At 68.1% G+C, this 20724-nt stretch carries 17 protein-coding genes and 1 tRNA gene; 8 read left to right on the forward strand and 10 right to left on the reverse strand.

Annotated features, from left to right (window positions below; translation table 11 throughout):
- Nucleotides 1-94: 94 nt before the first annotated feature.
- The 3 genes from mfd to AB4Z47_RS27025 all read right to left on the reverse strand — a co-directional run bounded on the left by mfd (nucleotide 95) and on the right by AB4Z47_RS27025 (nucleotide 5729).
- A complete protein-coding gene (gene mfd, locus AB4Z47_RS27015) occupies nucleotides 95-3706 on the reverse strand; it encodes a transcription-repair coupling factor (protein ID WP_441954915.1) in 3612 nt (1203 codons plus the stop codon).
- Between the two features lie 571 nt (nucleotides 3707-4277).
- On the reverse strand, nucleotides 4278-4934 hold the full coding sequence (locus tag AB4Z47_RS27020) for a TetR family transcriptional regulator (RefSeq protein WP_441954859.1): 657 nt from the start codon (nucleotides 4932-4934) through the stop codon (nucleotides 4278-4280).
- Nucleotides 4935-5114: 180 nt separating this feature from the next.
- Nucleotides 5115-5729 carry a TetR/AcrR family transcriptional regulator gene (locus AB4Z47_RS27025; protein ID WP_441954861.1) on the reverse strand — a complete coding sequence of 205 codons (615 nt, stop codon included), beginning with the start codon at nucleotides 5727-5729 and terminating at the stop codon, nucleotides 5115-5117.
- Nucleotides 5730-6344: 615 nt separating this feature from the next.
- Here AB4Z47_RS27025 and AB4Z47_RS27030 point away from each other — a divergent pair.
- From AB4Z47_RS27030 to AB4Z47_RS27055, 6 genes are all read left to right on the forward strand, one after another.
- Nucleotides 6345-6415 (forward strand) — tRNA-Gln (locus AB4Z47_RS27030).
- A 90-nt stretch (nucleotides 6416-6505) separates the two neighbouring features.
- Nucleotides 6506-7996 (forward strand): bifunctional UDP-N-acetylglucosamine diphosphorylase/glucosamine-1-phosphate N-acetyltransferase GlmU, encoded by a 1491-nt coding sequence (gene glmU / locus AB4Z47_RS27035; protein WP_441954863.1) that lies wholly within the window; start codon nucleotides 6506-6508, stop codon nucleotides 7994-7996.
- Nucleotides 7993-8973, forward strand: a complete 981-nt coding sequence (locus AB4Z47_RS27040) for a ribose-phosphate diphosphokinase (RefSeq protein WP_441954865.1) — start codon at nucleotides 7993-7995, stop codon at nucleotides 8971-8973. Before glmU ends, AB4Z47_RS27040 begins: the two co-directional genes overlap by 4 nt.
- Nucleotides 8974-9071: 98 nt before the next feature.
- Nucleotides 9072-9332, forward strand: a complete 261-nt coding sequence (locus tag AB4Z47_RS27045) for a hypothetical protein (RefSeq protein WP_441954867.1) — start codon at nucleotides 9072-9074, stop codon at nucleotides 9330-9332.
- 91 nt (nucleotides 9333-9423) lie between these two features.
- Nucleotides 9424-10413, forward strand: a complete 990-nt coding sequence (locus AB4Z47_RS27050; RefSeq protein ID WP_441954869.1) for a hypothetical protein — start codon at nucleotides 9424-9426, stop codon at nucleotides 10411-10413.
- 65 nt (nucleotides 10414-10478) lie between these two features.
- Nucleotides 10479-11126 carry a DUF2461 domain-containing protein gene (locus AB4Z47_RS27055; RefSeq protein ID WP_441954871.1) on the forward strand — a complete coding sequence of 216 codons (648 nt, stop codon included), beginning with the start codon at nucleotides 10479-10481 and terminating at the stop codon, nucleotides 11124-11126.
- A 39-nt stretch (nucleotides 11127-11165) separates the two neighbouring features.
- Here AB4Z47_RS27055 and egtD read toward each other — a convergent pair whose 3' ends face one another.
- The 4 genes from egtD to egtA form a co-directional block, all read right to left on the reverse strand.
- Complete coding sequence (gene egtD, locus AB4Z47_RS27060) at nucleotides 11166-12137, reverse strand: L-histidine N(alpha)-methyltransferase (RefSeq protein WP_441954873.1); 972 nt, start codon at nucleotides 12135-12137, stop codon at nucleotides 11166-11168.
- An 18-nt stretch (nucleotides 12138-12155) separates the two neighbouring features.
- Nucleotides 12156-12965 (reverse strand): ergothioneine biosynthesis protein EgtC, encoded by an 810-nt coding sequence (egtC, locus tag AB4Z47_RS27065; RefSeq protein ID WP_441954875.1) that lies wholly within the window; start codon nucleotides 12963-12965, stop codon nucleotides 12156-12158.
- Between the two features lie 75 nt (nucleotides 12966-13040).
- A complete protein-coding gene (gene egtB / locus AB4Z47_RS27070; protein ID WP_441954877.1) occupies nucleotides 13041-14387 on the reverse strand; it encodes an ergothioneine biosynthesis protein EgtB in 1347 nt (448 codons plus the stop codon).
- Between the two features lie 130 nt (nucleotides 14388-14517).
- Nucleotides 14518-15855 (reverse strand): ergothioneine biosynthesis glutamate--cysteine ligase EgtA, encoded by a 1338-nt coding sequence (egtA, locus tag AB4Z47_RS27075; RefSeq protein ID WP_441954879.1) that lies wholly within the window; start codon nucleotides 15853-15855, stop codon nucleotides 14518-14520.
- 188 nt (nucleotides 15856-16043) lie between these two features.
- Here egtA and AB4Z47_RS27080 point away from each other — a divergent pair, with 188 nt between their 5' ends.
- Nucleotides 16044-17228 (forward strand): aminotransferase class V-fold PLP-dependent enzyme, encoded by a 1185-nt coding sequence (locus AB4Z47_RS27080; RefSeq protein ID WP_441954881.1) that lies wholly within the window; start codon nucleotides 16044-16046, stop codon nucleotides 17226-17228.
- 39 nt (nucleotides 17229-17267) lie between these two features.
- Here the strand turns inward: AB4Z47_RS27080 and AB4Z47_RS27085 are convergent, their stop codons facing one another.
- Nucleotides 17268-17393 (reverse strand): hypothetical protein, encoded by a 126-nt coding sequence (locus AB4Z47_RS27085; RefSeq protein ID WP_441954883.1) that lies wholly within the window; start codon nucleotides 17391-17393, stop codon nucleotides 17268-17270.
- 200 nt (nucleotides 17394-17593) lie between these two features.
- Between AB4Z47_RS27085 and AB4Z47_RS27090 the strand changes: the two genes are divergently transcribed.
- Entirely contained in the window at nucleotides 17594-19246 is a 1653-nt protein-coding gene (locus AB4Z47_RS27090; RefSeq protein WP_441954885.1) for a fatty acyl-AMP ligase, read from the forward strand.
- A 112-nt stretch (nucleotides 19247-19358) separates the two neighbouring features.
- Here the strand turns inward: AB4Z47_RS27090 and pth are convergent, their stop codons facing one another.
- Both pth and AB4Z47_RS27100 read right to left on the reverse strand, forming a co-directional pair.
- Nucleotides 19359-19970: an aminoacyl-tRNA hydrolase gene (gene pth / locus AB4Z47_RS27095; RefSeq protein WP_441954887.1), complete on the reverse strand. Its 612-nt coding sequence runs from the start codon at nucleotides 19968-19970 to the stop codon at nucleotides 19359-19361.
- A complete protein-coding gene (locus AB4Z47_RS27100) occupies nucleotides 19939-20535 on the reverse strand; it encodes a 50S ribosomal protein L25/general stress protein Ctc (protein ID WP_441954889.1) in 597 nt (198 codons plus the stop codon). Before AB4Z47_RS27100 ends, pth begins: the two co-directional genes overlap by 32 nt.
- Between the last annotated feature and the right edge of the window lie 189 nt (nucleotides 20536-20724).

Here is a 20724-nt window from a genome sequence, read left to right on the forward strand (position 1 = left end):
GTGTCACTCGGCGCCCGCCGATCACCGTTGGACGGCGTTCGGCCGAAGGAGGCGTGCCGTGCGGCACGCAAGACGGATTCGTCGCGAGCCGAACTCATCGGGCCGCCATTTCGGTGGCAACGGTGAGATCGACCGCGCCCTGGGCCTTTCCGTCCAAGGCGAGCAGCAGGTCGGCCACGAATTGGAGCAGCACCACGTCTCGGACCCGCTCGGCCCCGACGCTGTCCTCCACACGCGGCAGCGGAAGTTGCACCACGCCGGAGGCGGCACGGTATCCCGCGCTCGGGTAGATCCGCTTGAGACGCAGCTGTTTGGAATCCGGCAGATGAAGCGGCGAGACCTTCAACGTCGTTCCGGTGACGGCGATTTCGGTGACCTCGTACTCACGGGCGAGAAGCCGCAGCTTGGCCACCGAAACCAGGCGGCCCACCTCGACCGGCAGCGGACCATACCGGTCGACGAGTTCCTCGACGACCAGCGCGAGCGCCGAATCATCCTGGGCGGCGGCCAGTTTCCGATACGCCTCCAAGCGAAGGCGGTCGCTGGCGACGTAATCGGGCGGGATGTGCGCGTCGACGGGCAAGTCGATGCGCACCTCTTTGATCTCCTCGGTGGTGATCGGCTTGCCGTCGGCGGCGGCGCGATAGGCCTCGACCGCCTCGCCGACCAGACGGACATAGAGATCGAAGCCGACGCCCGCGACATGGCCGGACTGTTCGGCGCCGAGCACGTTGCCCGCACCGCGGATCTCGAGATCCTTCATGGCGACGGCCATGCCCGCACCCAGGTCCGAGTTCTGCGAAATGGTGGCCAGGCGGTCATAAGCCGTCTCGGTGAGCGGCTTCTCCGGCGGGTACAGGAAGTACGCGTAGCCGCGCTCCCTGCTGCGCCCGACCCGGCCGCGCAGCTGATGCAGCTGCGAGAGGCCGAGCGCGTCGGCGCGTTCCACGATCAGCGTGTTGGCGTTGGAGATGTCCAATCCGGTCTCGATGATCGTGGTACAGACCAGCACGTCGAACTCGCGCTGCCAGAAGCCCTGCACGGTGGACTCCAGCGTGTCCTCGTTCATCTGTCCGTGCGCGACCACGACCCGCGCCTCCGGCACGAGATCACGAATCCGCTTGGCCGCCTTGTCGATCGACGACACCCGGTTGTGCACGTAGAACACCTGACCGTCGCGCAGCAGCTCGCGCCGGATAGCGGCGGTGACCTGCTTGTCGTTGTACCCGCCGACATAGGTGAGCACCGGGTGGCGTTCCTCGGGTGGCGTGAGGATCGTGGACATCTCGCGGATGCCGGCCAGGCTCATTTCCAGGGTGCGCGGAATCGGCGTCGCGGACATGGTGAGCACGTCGACGTGAGTGCGCAGCGCCTTGATGTGTTCCTTGTGCTCGACGCCGAACCGCTGCTCCTCGTCGACCACCACCAGGCCGAGGTCCTTCCAGCGCACGCCGGTCTGCAGCAGCCGGTGGGTGCCGACCACGATGTCGACGCTGCCGTCGGCCATGCCCTCCAGCACGGCGCGGGCGTCGGGCGGGTCGGTGAAGCGGGACAGCCCTCGCACGATGATCGGGAAGCCGGAGACCCGCTCGGTGAAGGTCTGCAGATGCTGTTGCGCGAGCAGCGTGGTCGGCACGAGCACGACGACCTGCTTGCCGTCCTGCACCGCCTTGAACGCGGCGCGCACCGCGATCTCGGTCTTGCCGTAGCCGACATCGCCACACACCACGCGGTCCATCGGGACCGGCTTCTCCATGTCCGCCTTCACCTCGGCGATGGCGGTCATCTGATCGACGGTCTCGGTGAACGCGAACGCGTCCTCCATCTCCTGCTGCCATGGCGTGTCCCGCCCGAACGCGTGTCCCGGTGCGGCCTGGCGGGCGGCGTACAGCTGCACCAGCTCGCCCGCGATCTCGCGAACGGCCTTGCGCGCCTTGCGTTTCGTATTGGCCCAGTCCGAACCGCCGAGCTTGGACAGGCTCGGCATCTCGCCGCCGACGTAGCGGGAGAGCTGATCGAGCGACTCCATCGGCACGAACAAACGGTCGCCGGGCTGACCGCGCTTACTCGGCGCGTATTCGATAACCAGGTATTCGCGCCGCGCGCCGCCTACGGTGCGCTCGATCATCTCGACGAACTTGCCGATGCCGTGCTGATCGTGCACCACCATGTCGCCCGCGTTGAGCGCCAGCGGATCGACCTGGTTGCGCCGCTTGGCGGGCATCCGCTTGCCCTCGGCAGGGGCGGTGACCCGATTGCCGGTGAGGTCGGACTCGGCGACGACCACGAGCCCGGCGTCGTCGAACACCAGACCGTCGTGCAGCGAGCCGCACAGCACGCCGACGATGCCCGCGCCCGGCTCGGCGCCCGATTCCAGCGCCGCCGCGGGCACGTCGGCATCGGCGAGCCGTTCCAGAATGCGTTGCGCCGTACCATGTCCCGCGACGACCACGACGGCCCTGCCACCGGTGGACACGTGCGCGCGCAGCGAGGCGAAGATAGTCGCCACCAGCTCGTCGGAACCACGTGCGGCGGGACCGGTCAGCACCGGGAGGACGACCTCCGCCGGGTCGCCGGAGGTGAGCGGGCTCAGCGTCCACCAGGGCAGGTCCTGCCGGTCGGCGCTGGCGTGGATCTCGGGCAGCGGACGGTAGGCCGAGGCCGCAAGGTCTAGTCCGTGCCCACCGAGCGGAGCGGCGCCGCCGAACGAGGCCGCCGTCCAGGATGCCTCCAGGAACTCCTCGCCGGTTCGCACCAGATCGGCCGCGCGGGTGCGGATCTTCTCCGGATCGCAGAGCAGCACGTGGGTTCCCTCGGGCAGCACCTCGGTGAGCAGGCGCAGTTGTCCGGGTTGCAGTACCGGCAGCAGCGCCTCCATACCGTCGACCGGGATGCCCTGCGCCAGCTTCTCCAGCATCTCGACCAGCGCCGCGTCCGCCGCGTTGGCGACGGCGACCTCGGCGGCGCGCTCGCGCACCGCGGCGGTGAGCAGCAGTTCCCGGCACGGCGGCGCGACGACGACATCCACCGCGACGTCCGGCAGTGAGCGCTGGTCGGCGACGGCGAACGGCCGCAGCTCGGTGATCTCGTCGCCCCAGAACTCCACGCGCACCGGATGATCGGCGGTCGGTGGGAAGACGTCCAGGATGCCCCCGCGCACCGCGAACTCGCCGCGCTTGCCCACCATGTCGACCCGGGTGTAGGCGAATTCGACCAGACGCGTGAGCAGTTCGTCGAAGTCGAGTTCGACTCCGACGCGCAGCACGATCGGCTCGATGTCGCCGAGCCCACCCGCCATCGGCTGCATGAGCGACCGCACAGTGGTCACCACCACGCGCAACGGCTCCGGGAAGGTCGAATCGTCGGGGTGCGCGATCCGGCGTAGCACCTCGAGCCTGCGCCCCACCGTGTCGGCGCCGGGCGAGAGCCGCTCATGCGGCAGCGTCTCCCAGGACGGGAACTGCGCGACGGCGGCGCCGAGCATCTCCTCGAGCTCGACAGTCAGATCGTCGGCCTCGCGCCCGGTCGCGGTGACCACCACCAGCGGCCGCTCGGCCGCGAGGGTCGCCGCCACGAACGGCCGCACCGCGGACGGCGCGACCAACTCGACCGACGCAGTGCCGATCAGCTCCGCGACAGTCCGCAGCGAGGTATCGGCACCGGCCACGGCGGCCAGTCCCGCCAACGGCGGGCGGTGGGTGAACATCGACAACTCCTGAGCGCAGGCGGGCATTTCGAGCGGCGGTTTCATTTTTGCAGGCTGTGTTTTCGGCCGCGCGGGCGCGGCGGGTTCGCGGCCCCCTTGTGGCTCGCGAACAGGGGAATGCTMGGTCTCGCTTCGCGCGRAASCGGGGGTTCGGCCGGTGGGGTTGAGGGCGGAGGCACGGGCGGCGTTGGCGCACCCGACCTGGGTGGGGGCGAGTGGTGATCTAGTGGATTTGTGACTTGGCCGCAGGAGACCGAGCGCTGATAAGGGTTGATCGTATCGCGGGTGAACTGGGCCCCAGTACAGGTGGTGGGCTGTTCCGACGGACAGTTGAGGTGGCGGGGGCGTTCGTGTGGTCTGGTCGAGGCCGTTCGGGGTTAGTGAGCGCTGGCGGTCATCTGCACGACTCGCACAGTCCCGCTCGCGTCCGAACGACCAACGCATCCGCGACGAAGTCGCCAGCCGCCGTCGCCCGGACACCAGCCACAAACGCGTCACCAACACGCGCCCCCACTGACGAGGGCACAACGAGGGCACAACGAGGGCACAACGAGGGCACTCGCCTCCTCCCTCAACCACACCGGCCGAACCCCCGCTTCCGAGCGAAGCGAGACCGAGCATTCCCCTGTTCGCGGCCCGGCTCGCGGCTGAGCGGCCGACGCGTCCGCGACGAAGTCGCCAGCGTCGGYCGCTCAGCCGGGTCGATGGTCTCGGTGCCGACTGCGGTGATGTGCACGCCCGCGGTCACCTCTTGCAGCAGTAGGCCGATGACCTCAGGGTCGAGGTGGGGCTCCAGATCGCCCTGGGCGATGGCCCGCTCGGAGAGCAGCCGGTAGGTGTCGCCCCAGGTTTTGGCGATGTTGTCGCCCTGCGCGCCGCGGTAGTCGCCGATCTGGTGGGTCAGCTTCAGCATGGCGCCGACCATAGGGTCGTTCATCGATAGGTCGGCAACGACGTAGGTGATGCCGATGCACGCTTCCAGCGCGGGCACTCTGGGATCGAAGAAGCCCTGACACGAGCTGATCAGTCGCTCGTTGCCCTGGTCGACTACGGCGCGCGCCAGCTCTTCCTTCGAGCCGAAGTGAAAGTACAAGGCGCCCTTGGTTACGTTGGACTGCGCGATGATCTCGCTCAGGCTCGCGTTCGCATATCCCAAGCGCAGAAAGACATCGGCAGCGCCAGCAAGGACGGAATCGCGGGTGATCTCCGCGCGCGCTTGCCTAGCCATCAGATCCGCCTGTCATCCCAAAACCAGCCATCCTGAAGTAGACCGACATCCCGAAGTAGACCGACTTACCGCTCGAACAGCACCCAGAGGATGGGTGAACCGTACCATCAGGTGCCCGCCCGGCAGCGAATTCGAGAATTCGATCAGACCTACCGCGCAATTTGCTGGTTAACATCTGAGTCACTCCCCAGTGCCCGCGCGCCATTCCGAGCTGAGTCGCGGATGGGCTTCCAGATGGCTGAGTCCGTTCCAGCAGAGGTTCACCAGATGTGCCGCGACAACCTCTTTCGACGGTGTGCGCTCGTCGAGCCACCAGGTGGCGGCGGTGGCGACCTGACCGACCAGTGCCTGTGCGTAGAGCGTGGACAGGCTGGTGTCGAAACCGCGGCGTTCGAAATCGCCCGCCAGTATGTGCGCTACCTGGTTGGTCGCCTCGTTGAGGAGGCTGGAATACCGGCCTTCGGCAGCGGCTGCGGGCTGATCTCGCACCAGAATTCGAAACCCGTCGGTCCGTTCTTCGATATAGGTCAGCAGCGCGAGCGCGACCTGTTCCAACCGAATTCGGGACCGATTCTGTGTGAGCGAGGACGTGATCATGTCGAGCAGCATCGACATCTCGCGATCGACGACGACCGCGTACAACCCCTCCTTGCCGCCGAAGTGTTCGTACACCACAGGTTTCGAGACCTGGGCGCGTTGCGCGATCTCCTCGATCGACGTCGCGTCGTATCCGCGTTCGGCGAACAGCGCGCGCCCGATCTCGATCAACTGCTGGCGCCGCTGGGTACCCGTCATCCGCGGCCGGGACACCCGATGCGACTCACCCGAAGACACAATTCCGCCTCTCCGCGTTTTTTGCCGGTCGTGGGTGCCTCGACCGTTTCGCGCCGGGCCGACGGTCGCGTGCCCAGCTGAGTTCTGGGCGTACCCGGTGAGTTACCCATGTCCGTGCGAGATCATCCGTTGCGTTTGGAACTACACGGTGTGCATGGCCCACCCCGCACGCTCGACATTACAGTCCGACAACAACGGCTCTGCGGCCCGTTCCACACATCTGGCCACCAGCGGATGGCCGAGCCCCCCGTGGCCCCGGTGACCGCCGAGACGGCGGGACACCTCGGACACGTCCGGCCCGAACGACGAGATCCGAGATCACCAACCCAGAGGTGTGCGCAGATCTCCCTAACGCAACACCTGATCTCGCACGAACATGGGTAACTCACCGGGCACGCCCAGAACTGGGGCCGCCACCCAACGCAGGACCTGAACGCTAGCCCCAAGTCACCCGACTAGTACGGCCTGAAAACTCGGAGAGGCGGGACAGCATTCGCGGGGAAGCGGGCGAGTATGCGAGGATCTTTCCCGTGCCGTGGCACAGCGGCGGGGTTTCCCGAACCGCCGATGTGGCAATCCGCCGTGGTGTAATGGCAGCACATCTGATTTTGGTTCAGAGAGTTCAGGTTCGAGTCCTGGCGGCGGAGCTCGAGAGCACGATGACTATCGTTGGCCCGCACATCGCTGACCATGCACGACGACAGCCCAGCACGAGGACAGGCAGCCGAGGGAGATTCATGCCACAGCAGATCGCCGTCGTCGTTCTCGCAGCCGGTGCCGGGACACGAATGCGGTCGAAGACCCCCAAGGTGCTGCATTCGCTGGCCGGTCGGAGCATGCTCGCGCACGCGCTGCATGCGGCGAACGAGATCGACCCCGGGTACCTCATCACCGTGGTGGGGCACGACCGTGAACAAGTCGGCGCGGCGGTGTCCGCGATCGCCGACGACCTGGGCCGGGGCATCACAACTGCCATTCAGGAGGAGCAGCTCGGCACGGGGCACGCGGTGCAGTGCGCGTTGGCCGCGCTGCCGGTCGGTTTCACCGGCGACGTCCTGGTGACCTCCGCCGACGTGCCGCTGCTGGACGGGCACACGCTCTCGGCTCTGCTCGACGAGCACCGCAGCTACGCCGAACGTTCGGCGGTCACCGTGCTGACCTTCGTGCCCGACGACCCGAACGGGTACGGCCGCATCGTGCGCGACGCGAACGGCCAGCTGGTCGAGATCGTCGAGCATGCCGACGCCTCTCCGAAGCAGGCCGCGATCCCCGAGGTGAACTCCGGCGTCTACGCGTTCGACGCCGCGATACTGCGGACCATGATCAGCAGGCTCTCTACCGCCAACGCCCAGCACGAGTTGTATCTGACCGACGTGCTGCGACTGGCACACGAGGCAGGCCACCCCGTGCACGGGGCGCGCCTGCTCGACGCGGCCAAGGTCACCGGCGTCAACGACCGGGTGCAGCTGGCCTCGGCGGCGAGCAGGCTCAACCGCTACATCCTGGAACGGCACATGCGCGCCGGCGTCACCATCATGGACCCGGCCTCCACCTGGGTGGATGCCAGCGTGCGGATCGGAAGGGACGCGATCCTGCGCCCCGGGGTGCAGTTGCTCGGCACCACCGTGATCGGCGAGGACGCCGAGGTCGGCCCGGACAGCACGCTCACCGACGTCATCGTGGGCAACGGCGCCAAGGTGGTCCGTACCCACGGCGAGGGCGCGACCGTCGGGCCGCACGCCAACATCGGCCCGTTCAGCTATCTGCGTCCTGGCACAGTGGTCGGCGATTCGGGCAAGCTCGGCGCCTTCGTGGAGACCAAGAACGCCTCGATCGGCGCGCATTCCAAGGTGCCACATCTGACCTACGTCGGCGATGCCACCATCGGTGAGCACAGCAACATCGGTGCTTCCAGCGTTTTCGTCAATTACGACGGTGTGGCCAAGCACCACACGACAGTCGGCTCCCATGTGCGCACCGGGAGCGACACCATGTTCGTCGCGCCCGTGACGGTGGGTGACGGAGCGTACACGGCGGCGGGTACTGTACTGCGCAGAAGTGTTCCGCCCGGGGCTCTCGCGGTGTCCGGCGGACCGCAGAAGAACATCGAGGGCTGGGTGCAGCAACACCGTCCAGGGACGGACGCGGCGCTCGCGGCGGCGAAAGCCATCGCGGCCAAGGAGATGTCGGGTCAGGCAATCGAGCAAAAGGATGGCAAACAGCAGTGACCGCGTCATGGATCGACAACCAGAAGAACCTGATGCTCTTCTCGGGACGCGCCCATCCTGAGCTGGCCGAGCAGGTCGCCAAGGAACTCGACGTGCAGGTCACGCCGCAGACCGCCCGCGACTTCGCCAATGGCGAGATCTTCGTCCGGTTCGAGGAGTCGGTGCGCGGATCCGACGCCTTCGTCCTGCAGAGCTTTCCCGCGCCGCTGAACCAGTGGCTGATGGAGCAGCTCATCATGATCGACGCGCTCAAGCGCGGCTCGGCCAAGCGGATCACCGCGGTGCTGCCCTTCTACCCTTACGCCCGCCAGGACAAGAAGCACCGCGGCCGCGAGCCGATCTCGGCTCGTCTGGTCGCCGACCTGCTGAAGACCGCAGGCGCGGACCGGATCATCACCGTCGACCTGCACACCGATCAAATCCAGGGCTTCTTCGACGGCCCGGTCGATCACATGCACGCCCAGCTGCAGCTGGCGGAGTACGTCCGCAACAACTACAGCCTGGAGCACATCACCGTCGTCTCCCCCGACTCGGGACGCGTGCGCGTCGCCGAGAAGTGGGCCGACTCGCTGGGTGGCTCGCCGTTGGCGTTCATCCACAAGACCCGCGACCCGCTGGTGCCGAACCAGGTGAAGTCCAACCGGGTGGTGGGTGAAGTGGAGGGACGCACCTGCATCCTGATCGACGACATGATCGACACCGGTGGCACCATCGCAGGCGCGGTCAGCGTGCTGAAGGAGGCAGGCGCCGGTGACGTGGTGATCGCCGCGACCCATGGCGTGCTGAGCCCGCCCGCCGCCGAGCGCCTCGCCTCCTGCGGCGCCAAGGAAGTAGTGGTGACCAACACCCTGCCGATCAGCGAGGAGAAGAAGTTCCCGCAGCTGACCGTGCTCTCCATCGCGCCGCTGCTGGCCCGCACCATCCGTGAGGTCTTCGAAAACGGCTCGGTGACGGGCCTGTTCAACGGCAACGCATAGGCGACTGTCCCGCAAACGGCGGCTCGGACTCCGGTCCGGGCCGCCTTTTTCACGTCGGGGGCCGGTTAGTTGCGGCGATCCCAGGGGATACTGACGGTATGGACCGTGACCCGTTGGATACCGACATGGGGGACGACGACCAGGAGGACGAGATCCGCGCGTATGAGCGCAACGTCGAGGATCCGCCCGACGACCTGCTCATCCCCTATCGCGAGAACGAGGACGACGGCAGGCTCGGCATCGGAGACGAGCTCGATCAGGAGTGGACGCGGCGCGGGCAACGTGCCGACGCCGCGGAAGAGGACGACCGGCCCGCCGAGGTGGCCGCCATCGAGATCGTGAACGACGAGGATCTCTGAGACCCGACGCGCGCCACGCTGCCGCAATCGGCGCTGGCGAAGAGTTTGCCGTGGTACGCATAGGTGACCGGGACGATATGAGGAGGGTGCGATGAGCGCGCCGAAGGATCCGGAACCCACAAACAACGCGCCGGAGCAGGAGGCCGCGTCACCGTCGCTGCCGAAGAACGCCGGGGATGCGGCCGGCGAGGAGCCCGCGCCGCCGACCTCCGATGACGCGTCGGCCGTTTCCAGCGACGAATCCGGCGCACAGCCACCCACCGAGCAAGCACCCGGCTCCGCGGCGGGACAGCCCGTCGGGCAATGGTGGCAGCCCACCAACGCTCCGCCCGCGGGACCGCTGGGTGGGCAGTGGGGCGCGGAGCCGAGCGGGCAGCCGGCCGAACCCCGAGCATGGGGAGCCGACAGCGGTCAGTGGGGAGCCGACAGCGGTCAGTGGGGAGCCGACAGCGGTCAGCAGTCGTGGGGCGCGGAACCCGCCGCACCCGGTCAGCCGTGGGGCGGCGCCGCGTCGGGCGGCTCGACACCGCCGCCCGGCGAATCGACCCGGCCATTCACGCCCGGCGACCACGCGCAGTACGGGTCTGGCGGTGAGCCGCACTACCCCTCGGGCGGTCAGCCGCAGTATCCCCCAGGCGGGCAGCCACCGCTGGAGCCCCAGCAGCAGTATCCGCCGACCGGTCAACCGCAGTACCCCCCGGGCGGGCAGCCACCGCTGGAGCCCCGAAGCGGTCAACCGCAGTACCCCGCGGGCGGCGTCTACAACTACCCTCCGACCGCGGGACCGCAAAATCCGCAGTACGGCGGCTATCCGTCCTATCCTCAGCAGGAGTATCAGCCGTACGGCGAGCCGCCGCGGCAGCCGGGCGGTCAGGTGTACTCGATCATCGGATTCGTCTGCGCGGCGATCGCGGTGCTGTTCTGCCCGATCCTGTTCGGGCCTGCCGGGATCGTCCTCGGCGTGGTCGGGCACAACAAGGGCGAATCGCTCGGCAAATGGGCGGCCATCGCGGCAGCCATCGGCACGGTGATCGGCTTCATCGTCGGATTCGTCGTGTTCTCCGGAGACTTGACAACGTAGATTCTCGGTATGCGTCGATTCGGTGGATTCCCGCTGGCCGCTACCAGCGCGACCGGGGGCCGGTCATGACCGGATTCGCGGGCTTTCCACTGGCGGGCCTGGACTTCTACGAGGACCTCGAGGCCGACAACTCGAAGGCATTCTGGACCGCGCACAAGGACACCTACACGCGAGCGGTGCAGGAGCCGATGACCGCGCTGCTCGCCGACCTGGAGTCGGATTTCGGAGCGGCCAAGGTCTTCCGCCCATATCGTGATGTCAGATTTTCCAAGGACAAGTCGCCATATAAGACCGCCCAAGGCGCGGTGGTCGGCGCCGCGCAGAACGTCGGCTGGTACGTCCAGATCGGCGCCGCCGGGTTGTACGTCGGCGGCGGTTTCTACCAAGGCTCCCCCGCCCAGATCGCGCAGTTGCGCGCAACCATCGATGACGATGTGCGCGGGCCCGAACTCGCGGCGATCCTCGCGAAACTCACCAAGGTGGGCTTCACGGTCGGCGGCGAGAAGCTGAAGACCAAGCCGAAGGGCTACAGCGCCGACCATCCGCGCATCGACCTGCTACGGCACAAGTCCCTCACGTGCGGTAAGGAATTCGGCGCACCGGCCTGGCTGGACACGCCACGCGCGGCCGAGGAGGTCCGCGCCGCGTGGGAGACGACGCGGCCGCTGATCGAATGGCTGGCGGCGGTGGTCGGCGGCGCGCCGTCGTGGTGACGCGCGGCCTCGGCCCGACCCCGCCGAGGATGTGCGCCGTCAGCGTCGGCGGGCGAGCACCAGCGCGAAGCGATCGTCCGGGTCGGTCCACACGTGTCGGGTGTCGAAACCTGCGGCCGCCAGTTCGGCGCTCAGGCCATCGACCAGGAACTTCGCCGAGATCTCGGTGCGCATCTGCTCGCCGCGGGCAAACCGCACGGTGAGGTCGAGGGCGCGGACCGTGACCGTCATATCTTCGGTGGCCTCGAGACGCATCTCGATCCACTCGTGCACCGAGTCCCAGATCGCGATGTGCCGGAACTTCTCCGGGGCGAAGTCGGCGTCGAGCCGGGAGTTCAGCACATGCAGCACGTTACGGTTGAACTCGGCGGTGACGCCCGCCGTGTCGTCGTAGGCGGGGACGAGCACAGCGGGGTCGATGACCAGGCCCGCACCGAGCAGCAACTGCTCGCCCGGCTCCAGCACGTCGCGAATGCTCGTCAGAAATTCGGCCCGCTCTTCGGGGACCAGATTGCCGATGGTGCCGCCGAGGAAAGCGATCATCCTGCGCCCTCCGCGCGGCAGGTTGTGCAGGGTGTCGGTGAAATCGCTGACCACACCGTGCACGGCCAACCCGGGGAAATCGGTCGCGACGGCATCCGCCGCCGCGCGCAGCGCGGCCACCGAAACATCCTGCGGGACATAGGTTTTCAGTGGGGCATGCGCGGTCAGCGCGGTGAGTAGCAGCCTGGTCTTTGCCGCCGAACCGGCGCCGAGTTCGACCAGCACCTCGGCCTGCGCGGCATACGCGATCTCGCCGACCACTCGCTCCAGCAGCGCGCGCTCGGTACGTGTCGGATAGTACTCGGGCAGTTCGGTGATCCGCTCGAACAGCTCGCTACCCCTGGCGTCATAGAACCACTTGGGCGGCAGCCACTTGGGGTTCACGGTGAGGCCGAGCCGGGCGTCCGAGCGCAACGCCGCGGTCAGGTCGTCGTCGGATAAGTGGATCTCCAGCGTCGGTGCGGTCATGGCACGGACCTTTCGGTGTCAGAGGAGGGCTTCGACGGATAGCGCGCCGGGCCTCGCGGTGACCAGGCTGCGGTCCGGGATCGACTGCCATCGGGGATCGTCGTCGAACGGTTCGGAGGACAGAATCGCGAAAGTGTCGGTGACCAGTGCGGACAACGAGTGGTGGCAGGTCGTCGCCCACAGCTGCGCACCGTCGGACAGCAGGAAATTCAGGCGCGCGTCCGGTACGCGGTCGAGCACCGCGCCGACGAGCAGCTTCAGTGCCGCCGGGGCGGCCGACCACGCACCGTCCGGCGATCCGGTCGCCAGCAGGTCGCAGAGGATCACCCAAAGCGCGGCGGTGTCGGTGGCGGATTCTGCCTCCAGCAACCGATTCGGGGCGAACAGTCCCTCGGCGCCGAGTTCGACGGCGGTGTGCGCGAACTCCGCGGCCACCGCGCTCAGCGTGCCGCGCCAGTCCGGCAGCACGCCGTTGTGGCTGAAGGCCCAGCGCCCTCGGGTGAACGGCGCGCACGCGGACCGCTCCACCGGCATCCCGACGGTCGCCGAACGCACCGCGCCGAGCACCGCCCAGGATTCGAGTTGGGGCAGCACCTCGTCCACGGCCGGATCGGTCCAGATCGGCGCGGCATTGCGGTACCGGCTGACGGTGACCGAGTCGTCCTCGGTCTCGCGCCACCACGCAACACCGAAACCGTCGGCGTTGATGGTGCCACCCCAGCGCATGTCTCGGGGAGCCCATGCCTGGGTGCGCAGGGAATGCGATCCGAGGGTCAGCATGTCGCCGACCCGGACCGGCGGGCCGATATAGCCCAGATGTCTACACATCGCCTGCCCTCGTTCCCGGACGGATTGCCACGTCGCACGGTCCCCAGGTCCGCGACCTGCCAGGACGGGCGTCGCTCACTCGCCTTCTCCCGGTCGTAGATCCCGCGCCAAGCGGAAACCGGCGAAGATCTGGCGGCGGATCGGGTGGTCCCAGTTGCGGAAAGTGCCGCGGCAGGCGACCGGGTCGGTGCCGAAAGAACCGCCCCGCAGGACGCGATAGTCACCGCCGAAGAACACCTCGGAGTACTCCTTGTACGGGAAGGCGCGGAAACCCGGGTAGGGCTCGAAGCTCGAGGCGGTCCACTCCCAGACGTCGCCGATCAACTGGTGCACACCTGCCGGGGACGCACCGGCCGGATAGGCGCCGACCTCCGCAGGTTCCAGATGGCGTTGACCGAGATTCGCGGTGCCGACGTCGGGATCGGTGTCGCCCCAGGGGAATCGACGGGACGCGCCCGTCGCCGGGTCGAACCTGGCCGCCTTCTCCCATTCGGCTTCGGTGGGTAGCCGCTTGCCCGCCCAGTTCGCGTACGCCTCGGCCTCGAACCAGCACACATGCACCACCGGCTGGTGCGGGCGTAGCGGGGTCATCACCCCGAACACCCGGCGCCACCAGTGCCCGGCCGGGTCGCGCTCCCAGAACTGTGGCGCGACCAGGCCCGCTTCCGTCCGGTGCGCCCAGCCGCGCACAGACCACAGTTCGGGACGGTCGTAGCCGCCGTCGTCGACAAAGGCCAGGTACTGCTCGTTGGTCACGGGCGCGGCATCGATCGTGAAGCCGGGCACCGACACCCGGTGGGCGGGACGCTCATTGTCGAGCGCCCACACGTCGGTCGAGGTACCCATGGTGAATTCGCCTGCGGGAATGACGATTTCACCGGCGACCGGAGCCGATGTGGTCGGCGCGGCCGCTCCGGAAAGCACGGCGGCACCGGTGCGCAGCTGGTGGGTGGCCAGCATGGTCTCGTCGTGCTGCTGCTCGTGCTGGGCGATCATTCCGAACGCGAAACCACCGTCGATCAGCGGCTTTCCCTGTAACTCGTTGCGCTCCAGCACATCCCATACCTTGTCACGTACCGCGCCGACGTAGTCGCGGGCCTGGGTGGGATCGAGCAGGGGCAGCGCGGGACGGTTCGCACGGACGTGCCTGAAAGCGTCGTAGAGTTCGTCGAGGTCGGCGCGCACGGGTTCGCGGCCGCCGACGTCGCGGACGAGCCACAGTTCTTCCTGGTTGCCGATGTGCGCGAGATCCCAGACCAGCGGGCTCATCAGGCGCGAATGCTGGGCCACCAGCTCGGCTTCGTCGATACAGCCGGTGAGAGTCAGGGTGCGCTGCCGCGCGCGGGTGAGTACGTCGGCGATCCGGCCCCGCAGCTGTTCGGTGCCGGAACGGTCGGTCGGGGTGGGGTACTGAGTGGTCACGAGGAACGTCTCCGAGATCGGTTCTGATCGGGGTCGTCACAGTCGCGAACGAGTCCGCGGTGCACGACGATTCGGCCTTTGCCGGCCAGGTCGACCGGCGCGCGGCCGACGATGCGCGGTGGGTGCGCCGTCACGCGACGGCTCCCGGCCGGTCCGGCCTTGCGCCGTTCCCGGTGCGGTCCTCGGTCGGGGTGCGGCCGCTGCGACATCGTTCGGCGGCGGATTCGATCTCCCTTGCGCCCGCCGCGGTGGCCGCGTGGGCGGCGGCGAGCCGCAGCAGGTCGACCGCAGCGGACCGGATGTCATGGTCGGCCAGGCCGTAGCGGGCGGCGTCGAGCCAGTGGCCCGCGAGCGGCGCGGCGACCGATGTCGCCTCCGCGACCACGGACGGGCTCGACATGAGGGCTTCGATCACCTGGACCGGCGTGGTCCACGTGTCGCCGGGCTGGGCGTCGATGTAGCGGACCTCCAGATGCCCGGAGGCGCGTACCGGCGGGAACATCGTGGTCAGGTGGTAGTCCAGGTCGCTGACGTCGGGGCGGCGCCCCACCTCGTCGTCCAGTGCGCCCGACAGCCAGTCGGCGAACGTCACGCCGGGCGGAGCCAACCACCCGGTATCGCGGCCGTCTCCACCTCCGTCGGGACTTCGCACGCACAGCAACGGGACGTCCAGCGCCCATTTGCCGTACCCGGCCACCGGGTCGGTCCAGTCCATCACGGGCGGGCGGGTGCGCGCGTTGTCCAGCCGCAGCCAGGCTCGCATGCGCTGCGAAGCCCAGGCGCCGGCCGGGGCCCCGCGCAGGACAGGCGAGCAGGCGAAGGCGGCCAGCAAAGCGGGACCGACGGCATACAGTGCGGTCCACCGTGCGGTCACCTCCGCGCGGTCGGTGCCCGCGTCGACGCTGACCTGGGCGGCGGCGGTATTGCACATCATCAACTTGCCGAACGGGCCGACGCCACCGAAGGCATGCTCCATGGCGCGGTAGCGCGGCAGCTGGAGGATTCGTTTGGGGCGGCGGTCCGCGTCAGCCGCATGAGAAACGGTACGGATGGATCGGGTTTCGAGGAGGTTCCGCAACAGGCGGGCATCGTCGCGCAGTCGGTCGCACAGCCGCGCGGCATCAGCGTAAGGGGCGCTGGAGAGTTCGATTTGACCACCGGGTTCCAGGGTGACCCGGCTGCCCCCCGGCAGTGCGAGCGCCGGAGAATCGGGGGCTATGGACCGTGGCGCGTACGGTCCGAGAGCGTCCGCCAGAGCAGCCAGCGGCGGACGCGGGGCAGCCGAGGGGCCGGACGCCGAACACTCACCCTGCACGGTGAGCCACTCGAGTTCGGCACCGATCAGACGGGGTGGTCCGAGCTTGAAGCAGACGCCGCCGACGTAGGCCTCCGCCGCCGCGCGGGAAGATAGTTCGCCCTGCTCTGGGGCACAATGGGCCGACTCAGGTGTATTGAGCGTGACCGCCATGCCAACCTCCACTGTGCGTTCCGAGTCATAGTGGTCTCGAGTCCGCTGTTATTCGGTAATCCCCATACCACTCGGTCCTATTCCACTCCGATGCCGGATTCCGAGCGCGGCGATCCATCCAGGGTAGTCACGGCAACTGACAAGAAACCGACGAGAAGCCGAACTTCACACCGGATAAGGTCGGCGGCATGCTGGATGACGATCGTGTACGAGCCGACACTCCCGGATGCGCGTCCGGATCCGAACTCGGTCCGGTGTTTCTCGACAGCGCCGGATCCTCGCTGCCGCCGCAGGTCGTCACCGACACCGTCATCGGTCACCTGCTGCGTGAGGCGGAGATCGGTGGCTACCGCGCCGCTAACGAGCGGCTCAGCGATCTCGCCGCGGTCAAGACCGCGATCGGCACGCTGATCAACGCCGCACCTACGAGCATCGCGCTCAGCGACAGCGCCACCCGCTCCTGGGCGGATTTCTTCTACTCGGTTCCGTTGGCGGCCGGCGATCGCATCCTGGTCTCCGAGGCCGATTACGCGAGCAATGCCATCGCCGCGCTGCAGCGCGCCCGCGCCACCGGCGCGACCGTGCAGAAGATTCCGAGCGACGGCAGCGGGCAGATCGACCTCGACGCGCTTTCCGCGCTGGTCGACGAACGGGTCAAGCTGGTCTCGGTGCTGCACGTGCCGACCAACGGCGGCCTGGTGAACCCGGCCGCCGAGGCGACGAGAATCGCGCACTCGGTCGGCGCACTCGTGTTGCTGGACGCCTGCCAGTCCGCCGGGCAGCTGCCGTTGGACGTGGCCGAGCTCGGCGTCGACGCGCTGTCGGCCACCGGTCGCAAGTGGCTGCGCGGCCCCCGCGGCACCGGATTCCTGTACCTGCGGCCCGAGTTGGCGCAGCACATGGAGCCCGAGCGGCTCGACCTGCACGGCGCGGAGTGGACCGGCCCGGACGACTACCGCCTGGCACCGGATGCCAGCCGTTTCGAGTTCTGGGAGTGCGACGTCGCAGGGCGGCTGGGTCTAGGCGCCGCGGTGCGGTATCTGCTCGATCTGGGTCCGGACAATGTGTACGCCGCGATCGCCGCTCGCGCCGAGCATCTGCGCAAGGAACTGCCGGAGATCCCCGGCGTGACGGTGCGCGACATCGGCATCCGGCACAGCGGCATCGTGTCGTTCACCGTCGATGGCATCGAATCCACCGAAGTGCGCGACCGGCTGCTGGCGCAGGACATCACGGTCACGGTCAGCCACGCCCGCTCGACCCTGCTGGACATGACGGGCCGCGGCCTGGCATCGGTAGTCCGCGCCTCTCCGCACTGTTTCGTCAGCTTCGACGAACTGGACCGGTTCGTAGCCGAGGTCGCGGCCCTCTAGGACCCGGTGCGCCCGGAAAGCGCCTCAGAGTAGCCCCTTTCAGGCCAAATGCACGTCCAGTGTCCTGGCCACCAGTGCCGCGACGTCGACACCCGGGCCGACCAGGCGCAGGCTGCGGTTGGCCTGTAAAGCGGCGATACCGTGCAGGTTGGTCCACAGGGCCATCTCGCGCTCGCGCGGATCGATCGGCCCCGGTGCCGCTGCCGCGCCGGTGCTACGTCGACCGATACGCGGCCCTTCGATGCCCCGGCGATACGGTCCTGACCTGGGTTCTTCAGAAGGGGGGTTAACGCAGCGCGGCGATAGCGGGATAGTTGGTGGAGGCCGGGTCTCGGCCGACGGGTTGGTGATGAGGAGTTGAGGTTTTGAGCAGGTTCACCGACGAGATGTACGCCACGGCGCAGACCTCCGAGCGGGGCCTGGTGACCGGCGAGCCGACCGCCCCGCAGCGCCGCACCTGGGCGGAGATCCACCGGATCGCCCGCCGCATGGCGGGCGGCTTGGCTGCGGCGGGAATCGGACACGGCGACGCGGTCGGCGTGCTGGCCGGAATGCCGGTCGATATCGCCCCGGCCTGCCAAGCCATCTGGATGCGCGGCGCGTCGATCACGATGCTGCATCAACCGACCCCGCGCACCGATCTCGTCCTCTGGGCACGCGACACCGAGACTGTGCTGACCATGATCGAGGCGCGCGCCGTCGTCCTCGGCGCGCCGTTCGAGGCGGCCGAGCCGCTGTTGCGCGAGCGCGGCATCACCGTGGTGCGCATCGACCAGTTGGCCGACGGCCCCGACATGGACCCGGTACCCACCGACGAGGACGATATCGCGTTGCAGCAGTTGACCTCCGGCTCGACCGGCTCGCCGAAGGCGGTGCGGATCACGCACGGAAACTTCTTCGTCAACGCGTATGCCATGTTCGACCGGGTGAAGTTCCAGCTCGATGACGACGTGATGATCAGCTGGCTTCCGCTGTTCCACGACATGGGCATGGTCGGATTCCTCACCGTCCCTATGCAATTCGGCGCGGAAGTGGTCTGCGTTACACCGCTGGACTTCCTGACCCGCCCGCTGCTGTGGGCCGAGCTGATCGACAAATACCGCGGCACCGTCACCGCCGCACCGAATTTCGCGTACTCATTACTGGCCCGGCGGCTGCGACAGGCCGACGACGGCGCGGTCGACCTCAGCAGCGTGCGTTACATGTGGAACGGCGCGGAACCGGTCGACCCGGACACCATGGACGCGCTGGCCACGGCCGGCAGACGGTTCGGTCTCAACCCGATGGCACTCACCCCGGTCTACGGCATGGCCGAGACCACGCTCGCCGTCTCGGTCCCCGACCCCGGCCTCGGCCAAGTGGTGGACGTGATCGACGCCGACCTGCTCGAAGCGATCGGCAAGGCGGTGCCGGTGCCGGACGCGCACGGGCACGCCGGCAACGTCCGCAGGCTGGCGACCCTGGGCTACCTGGTCGACAATCTGGAAGGTCGGATCGTCGACAGCGACCGTCAGCCGCTGCCGATCCGCTCGGTGGGTGTGATCGAATTGCGCGGCCCCGCGGTCACATCCGGCTACGTGACGACGGACGGATTCCGTCCCGCCCAGGACGCCGACGGCTGGTTGGACACCGGCGACATCGGCTACTTCACCGAGCAGGGTCTGATCGTGGTGTGCGGCCGGATCAAGGACGTCATCATCATGGGCGGCCGCAATATCTATCCCACCGACATCGAACGCGCCGCGACCAAGGTGACCGGTGTCCGACCCGGCAACGCGGTCGCGGTACGCCTGGACGCGGGCCAGAAGCGGGAGAGCTTCGCCGTAGTGGTGGAGAGCAACAGCCACCAGAACCCCGACGAGGTCAAACGGATCGAGCACGAGATCGTGCACGAGGTGTTCTCCGAGGTGGGCGTGCGGCCGCGCACCGTGGCGGTGCTGGGTCCCGGAGCACTGCCGAAGACCTCGTCGGGCAAGTTGCGCAGGACCGCGACGGCGATCCATGTGCCGCACGGGTGATGCCCCGAGGTATTCCGGGCGATAGCGACAGCTTCCCGAGGCGACAGCTCTGTCGCGCGATCGGGCGAGCGATCCGACCACTCCCGCCTACAGCGGCGAGAGTGGTTCCCGCTCAGTGCAATTGGTTCTGCGCGATCTCCAGGCCGACCCGCAGCAGCAGTTCCACCGCGTCGGCGGCCTGCTCGACGATCACCGGGACCTCTTTGCGTTCCGGCGCCGAAAACGGCTTCAGCACATAGTCGGCCGGATCCTGCCGCCCCGGCGGACGACCGATGCCGATGCGGGTGCGCAGGTAGTCCTTGGTGGTCAAGGCGCTGGAGACGGAGCGGAGCCCGTTGTGGCCGCCCTCGCCGCCGCCCCGCTTGAGCCGGATAGCGCCGAACGGAAGATCGAGTTCGTCGTGCACGACGATCACCTCGGTGGGCGACACGGAGAAGAACCTGGCCAGCGCGGCCACCGCCCGCCCGGACAGGTTCATGAACGACCGCGGCTTGGCGATCAACACCTGACGGCCGTCCAGCCGGGCTTGCAGCAGGTCCGCGCCGGATTTCTTGTGCACACCAAAACGGCCGCCGACGCGCTCCGCGAGCACGTCGGCGACCAGAAAACCGACATTGTGCCGGGTGCGCTCGTATTCGGGACCTGGGTTCCCCAGTCCGACGACGAGCGCGGGCCCGGTCGACGATTCGGTGTTATTCAGCGCGCTCGGCCTCGCCGACCGCACCCTCGGTCTCGGCCGCGGCGGCCGGAGCGGCGATAACGTTGACGATCAGAGTCTCCGGATCCGCGGCCAGGCCGACGCCGGCGGGCAGCTCCAGCGCGCCCGCGGTGATCTGGGTACCCGGCTCGACGCCCTCGACGGAGACCTCGATGGTCTCGGGAAGCTTCATCGCATCGGCCTCGATGGACACGGTGGTGGCCTCCTGGGTGACCAGGGTGCCCGGGGCGGCATCGCCGACGACGGTGACGATCACGTCGGCGGTGACCTTCTCGCCACGCTTGATGATCAGCAGGTCGGCATGCTCGATGTAGCGGCGAATCGGGTGCACCACAACGGATTTGGTCAGCGCAAGCTGCTTCTTACCGTCGATGACGAGGTTCAGCACCGCGTTGGTGCCGTGCTCGCGCAGGATGGCGGCGAAAGCCTGGGCGTTGACCGAGAGGTGCTGCGGGTCGGCCTGGTGGCCGTAGAGCACCGCCGGGACGTTGCCCGCGCGACGGGTGCGGCGGGCGGCGCCCTTGCCGAACTCGGTGCGTACGGCGGCTTCGAGAAGGTTGGCGTCGGACATGACTGGATCTACTCCTACGGCTCTTCCGGGCTGTCAACGGATACACGTCAGGGGCTGCTCACACCTGACCGGGTTGGTCTACTCGTCGGGCGAAGACCGAACGAGGACGGCCGGAAGCCGAGCCGCGTCGATCACGGTGCGCAAACAGGTCTGCGGTCACCCTCGCCGAGACAACCCGAACACCATACC

The sequence above is a fragment of the Nocardia sp. 2TAF39 genome, from assembly GCF_052114905.1.
Lineage (GTDB): Bacteria > Actinomycetota > Actinomycetes > Mycobacteriales > Mycobacteriaceae > Nocardia.

Bases quoted from the DNA above. Each gene is read 5' to 3' on its own strand.
- AB4Z47_RS27100 (WP_441954889.1), bottom strand. From the start codon at position 20,535: ATGTCCGACGCCAACCTTCTCGAAGCCGCCGTACGCACCGAGTTCGGC.
- AB4Z47_RS27080 (WP_441954881.1), top strand. From the start codon at position 16,044: ATGCTGGATGACGATCGTGTACGAGCCGACACTCCCGGATGCGCGTCC.
- AB4Z47_RS27085 (WP_441954883.1), bottom strand. From the start codon at position 17,393: ATGGCCCTGTGGACCAACCTGCACGGTATCGCCGCTTTACAGGCCAAC.
- egtA (WP_441954879.1), bottom strand. From the start codon at position 15,855: ATGGCGGTCACGCTCAATACACCTGAGTCGGCCCATTGTGCCCCAGAG.
- mfd (WP_441954915.1), bottom strand. From the start codon at position 3,706: ATGTTCACCCACCGCCCGCCGTTGGCGGGACTGGCCGCCGTGGCCGGT.
- AB4Z47_RS27025 (WP_441954861.1), bottom strand. From the start codon at position 5,729: ATGACGGGTACCCAGCGGCGCCAGCAGTTGATCGAGATCGGGCGCGCG.
- AB4Z47_RS27045 (WP_441954867.1), top strand. From the start codon at position 9,072: ATGGACCGTGACCCGTTGGATACCGACATGGGGGACGACGACCAGGAG.
- egtD (WP_441954873.1), bottom strand. From the start codon at position 12,137: ATGACCGCACCGACGCTGGAGATCCACTTATCCGACGACGACCTGACC.
- egtC (WP_441954875.1), bottom strand. From the start codon at position 12,965: ATGTGTAGACATCTGGGCTATATCGGCCCGCCGGTCCGGGTCGGCGAC.
- AB4Z47_RS27055 (WP_441954871.1), top strand. From the start codon at position 10,479: ATGACCGGATTCGCGGGCTTTCCACTGGCGGGCCTGGACTTCTACGAG.
- AB4Z47_RS27050 (WP_441954869.1), top strand. From the start codon at position 9,424: ATGAGCGCGCCGAAGGATCCGGAACCCACAAACAACGCGCCGGAGCAG.
- glmU (WP_441954863.1), top strand. From the start codon at position 6,506: ATGCCACAGCAGATCGCCGTCGTCGTTCTCGCAGCCGGTGCCGGGACA.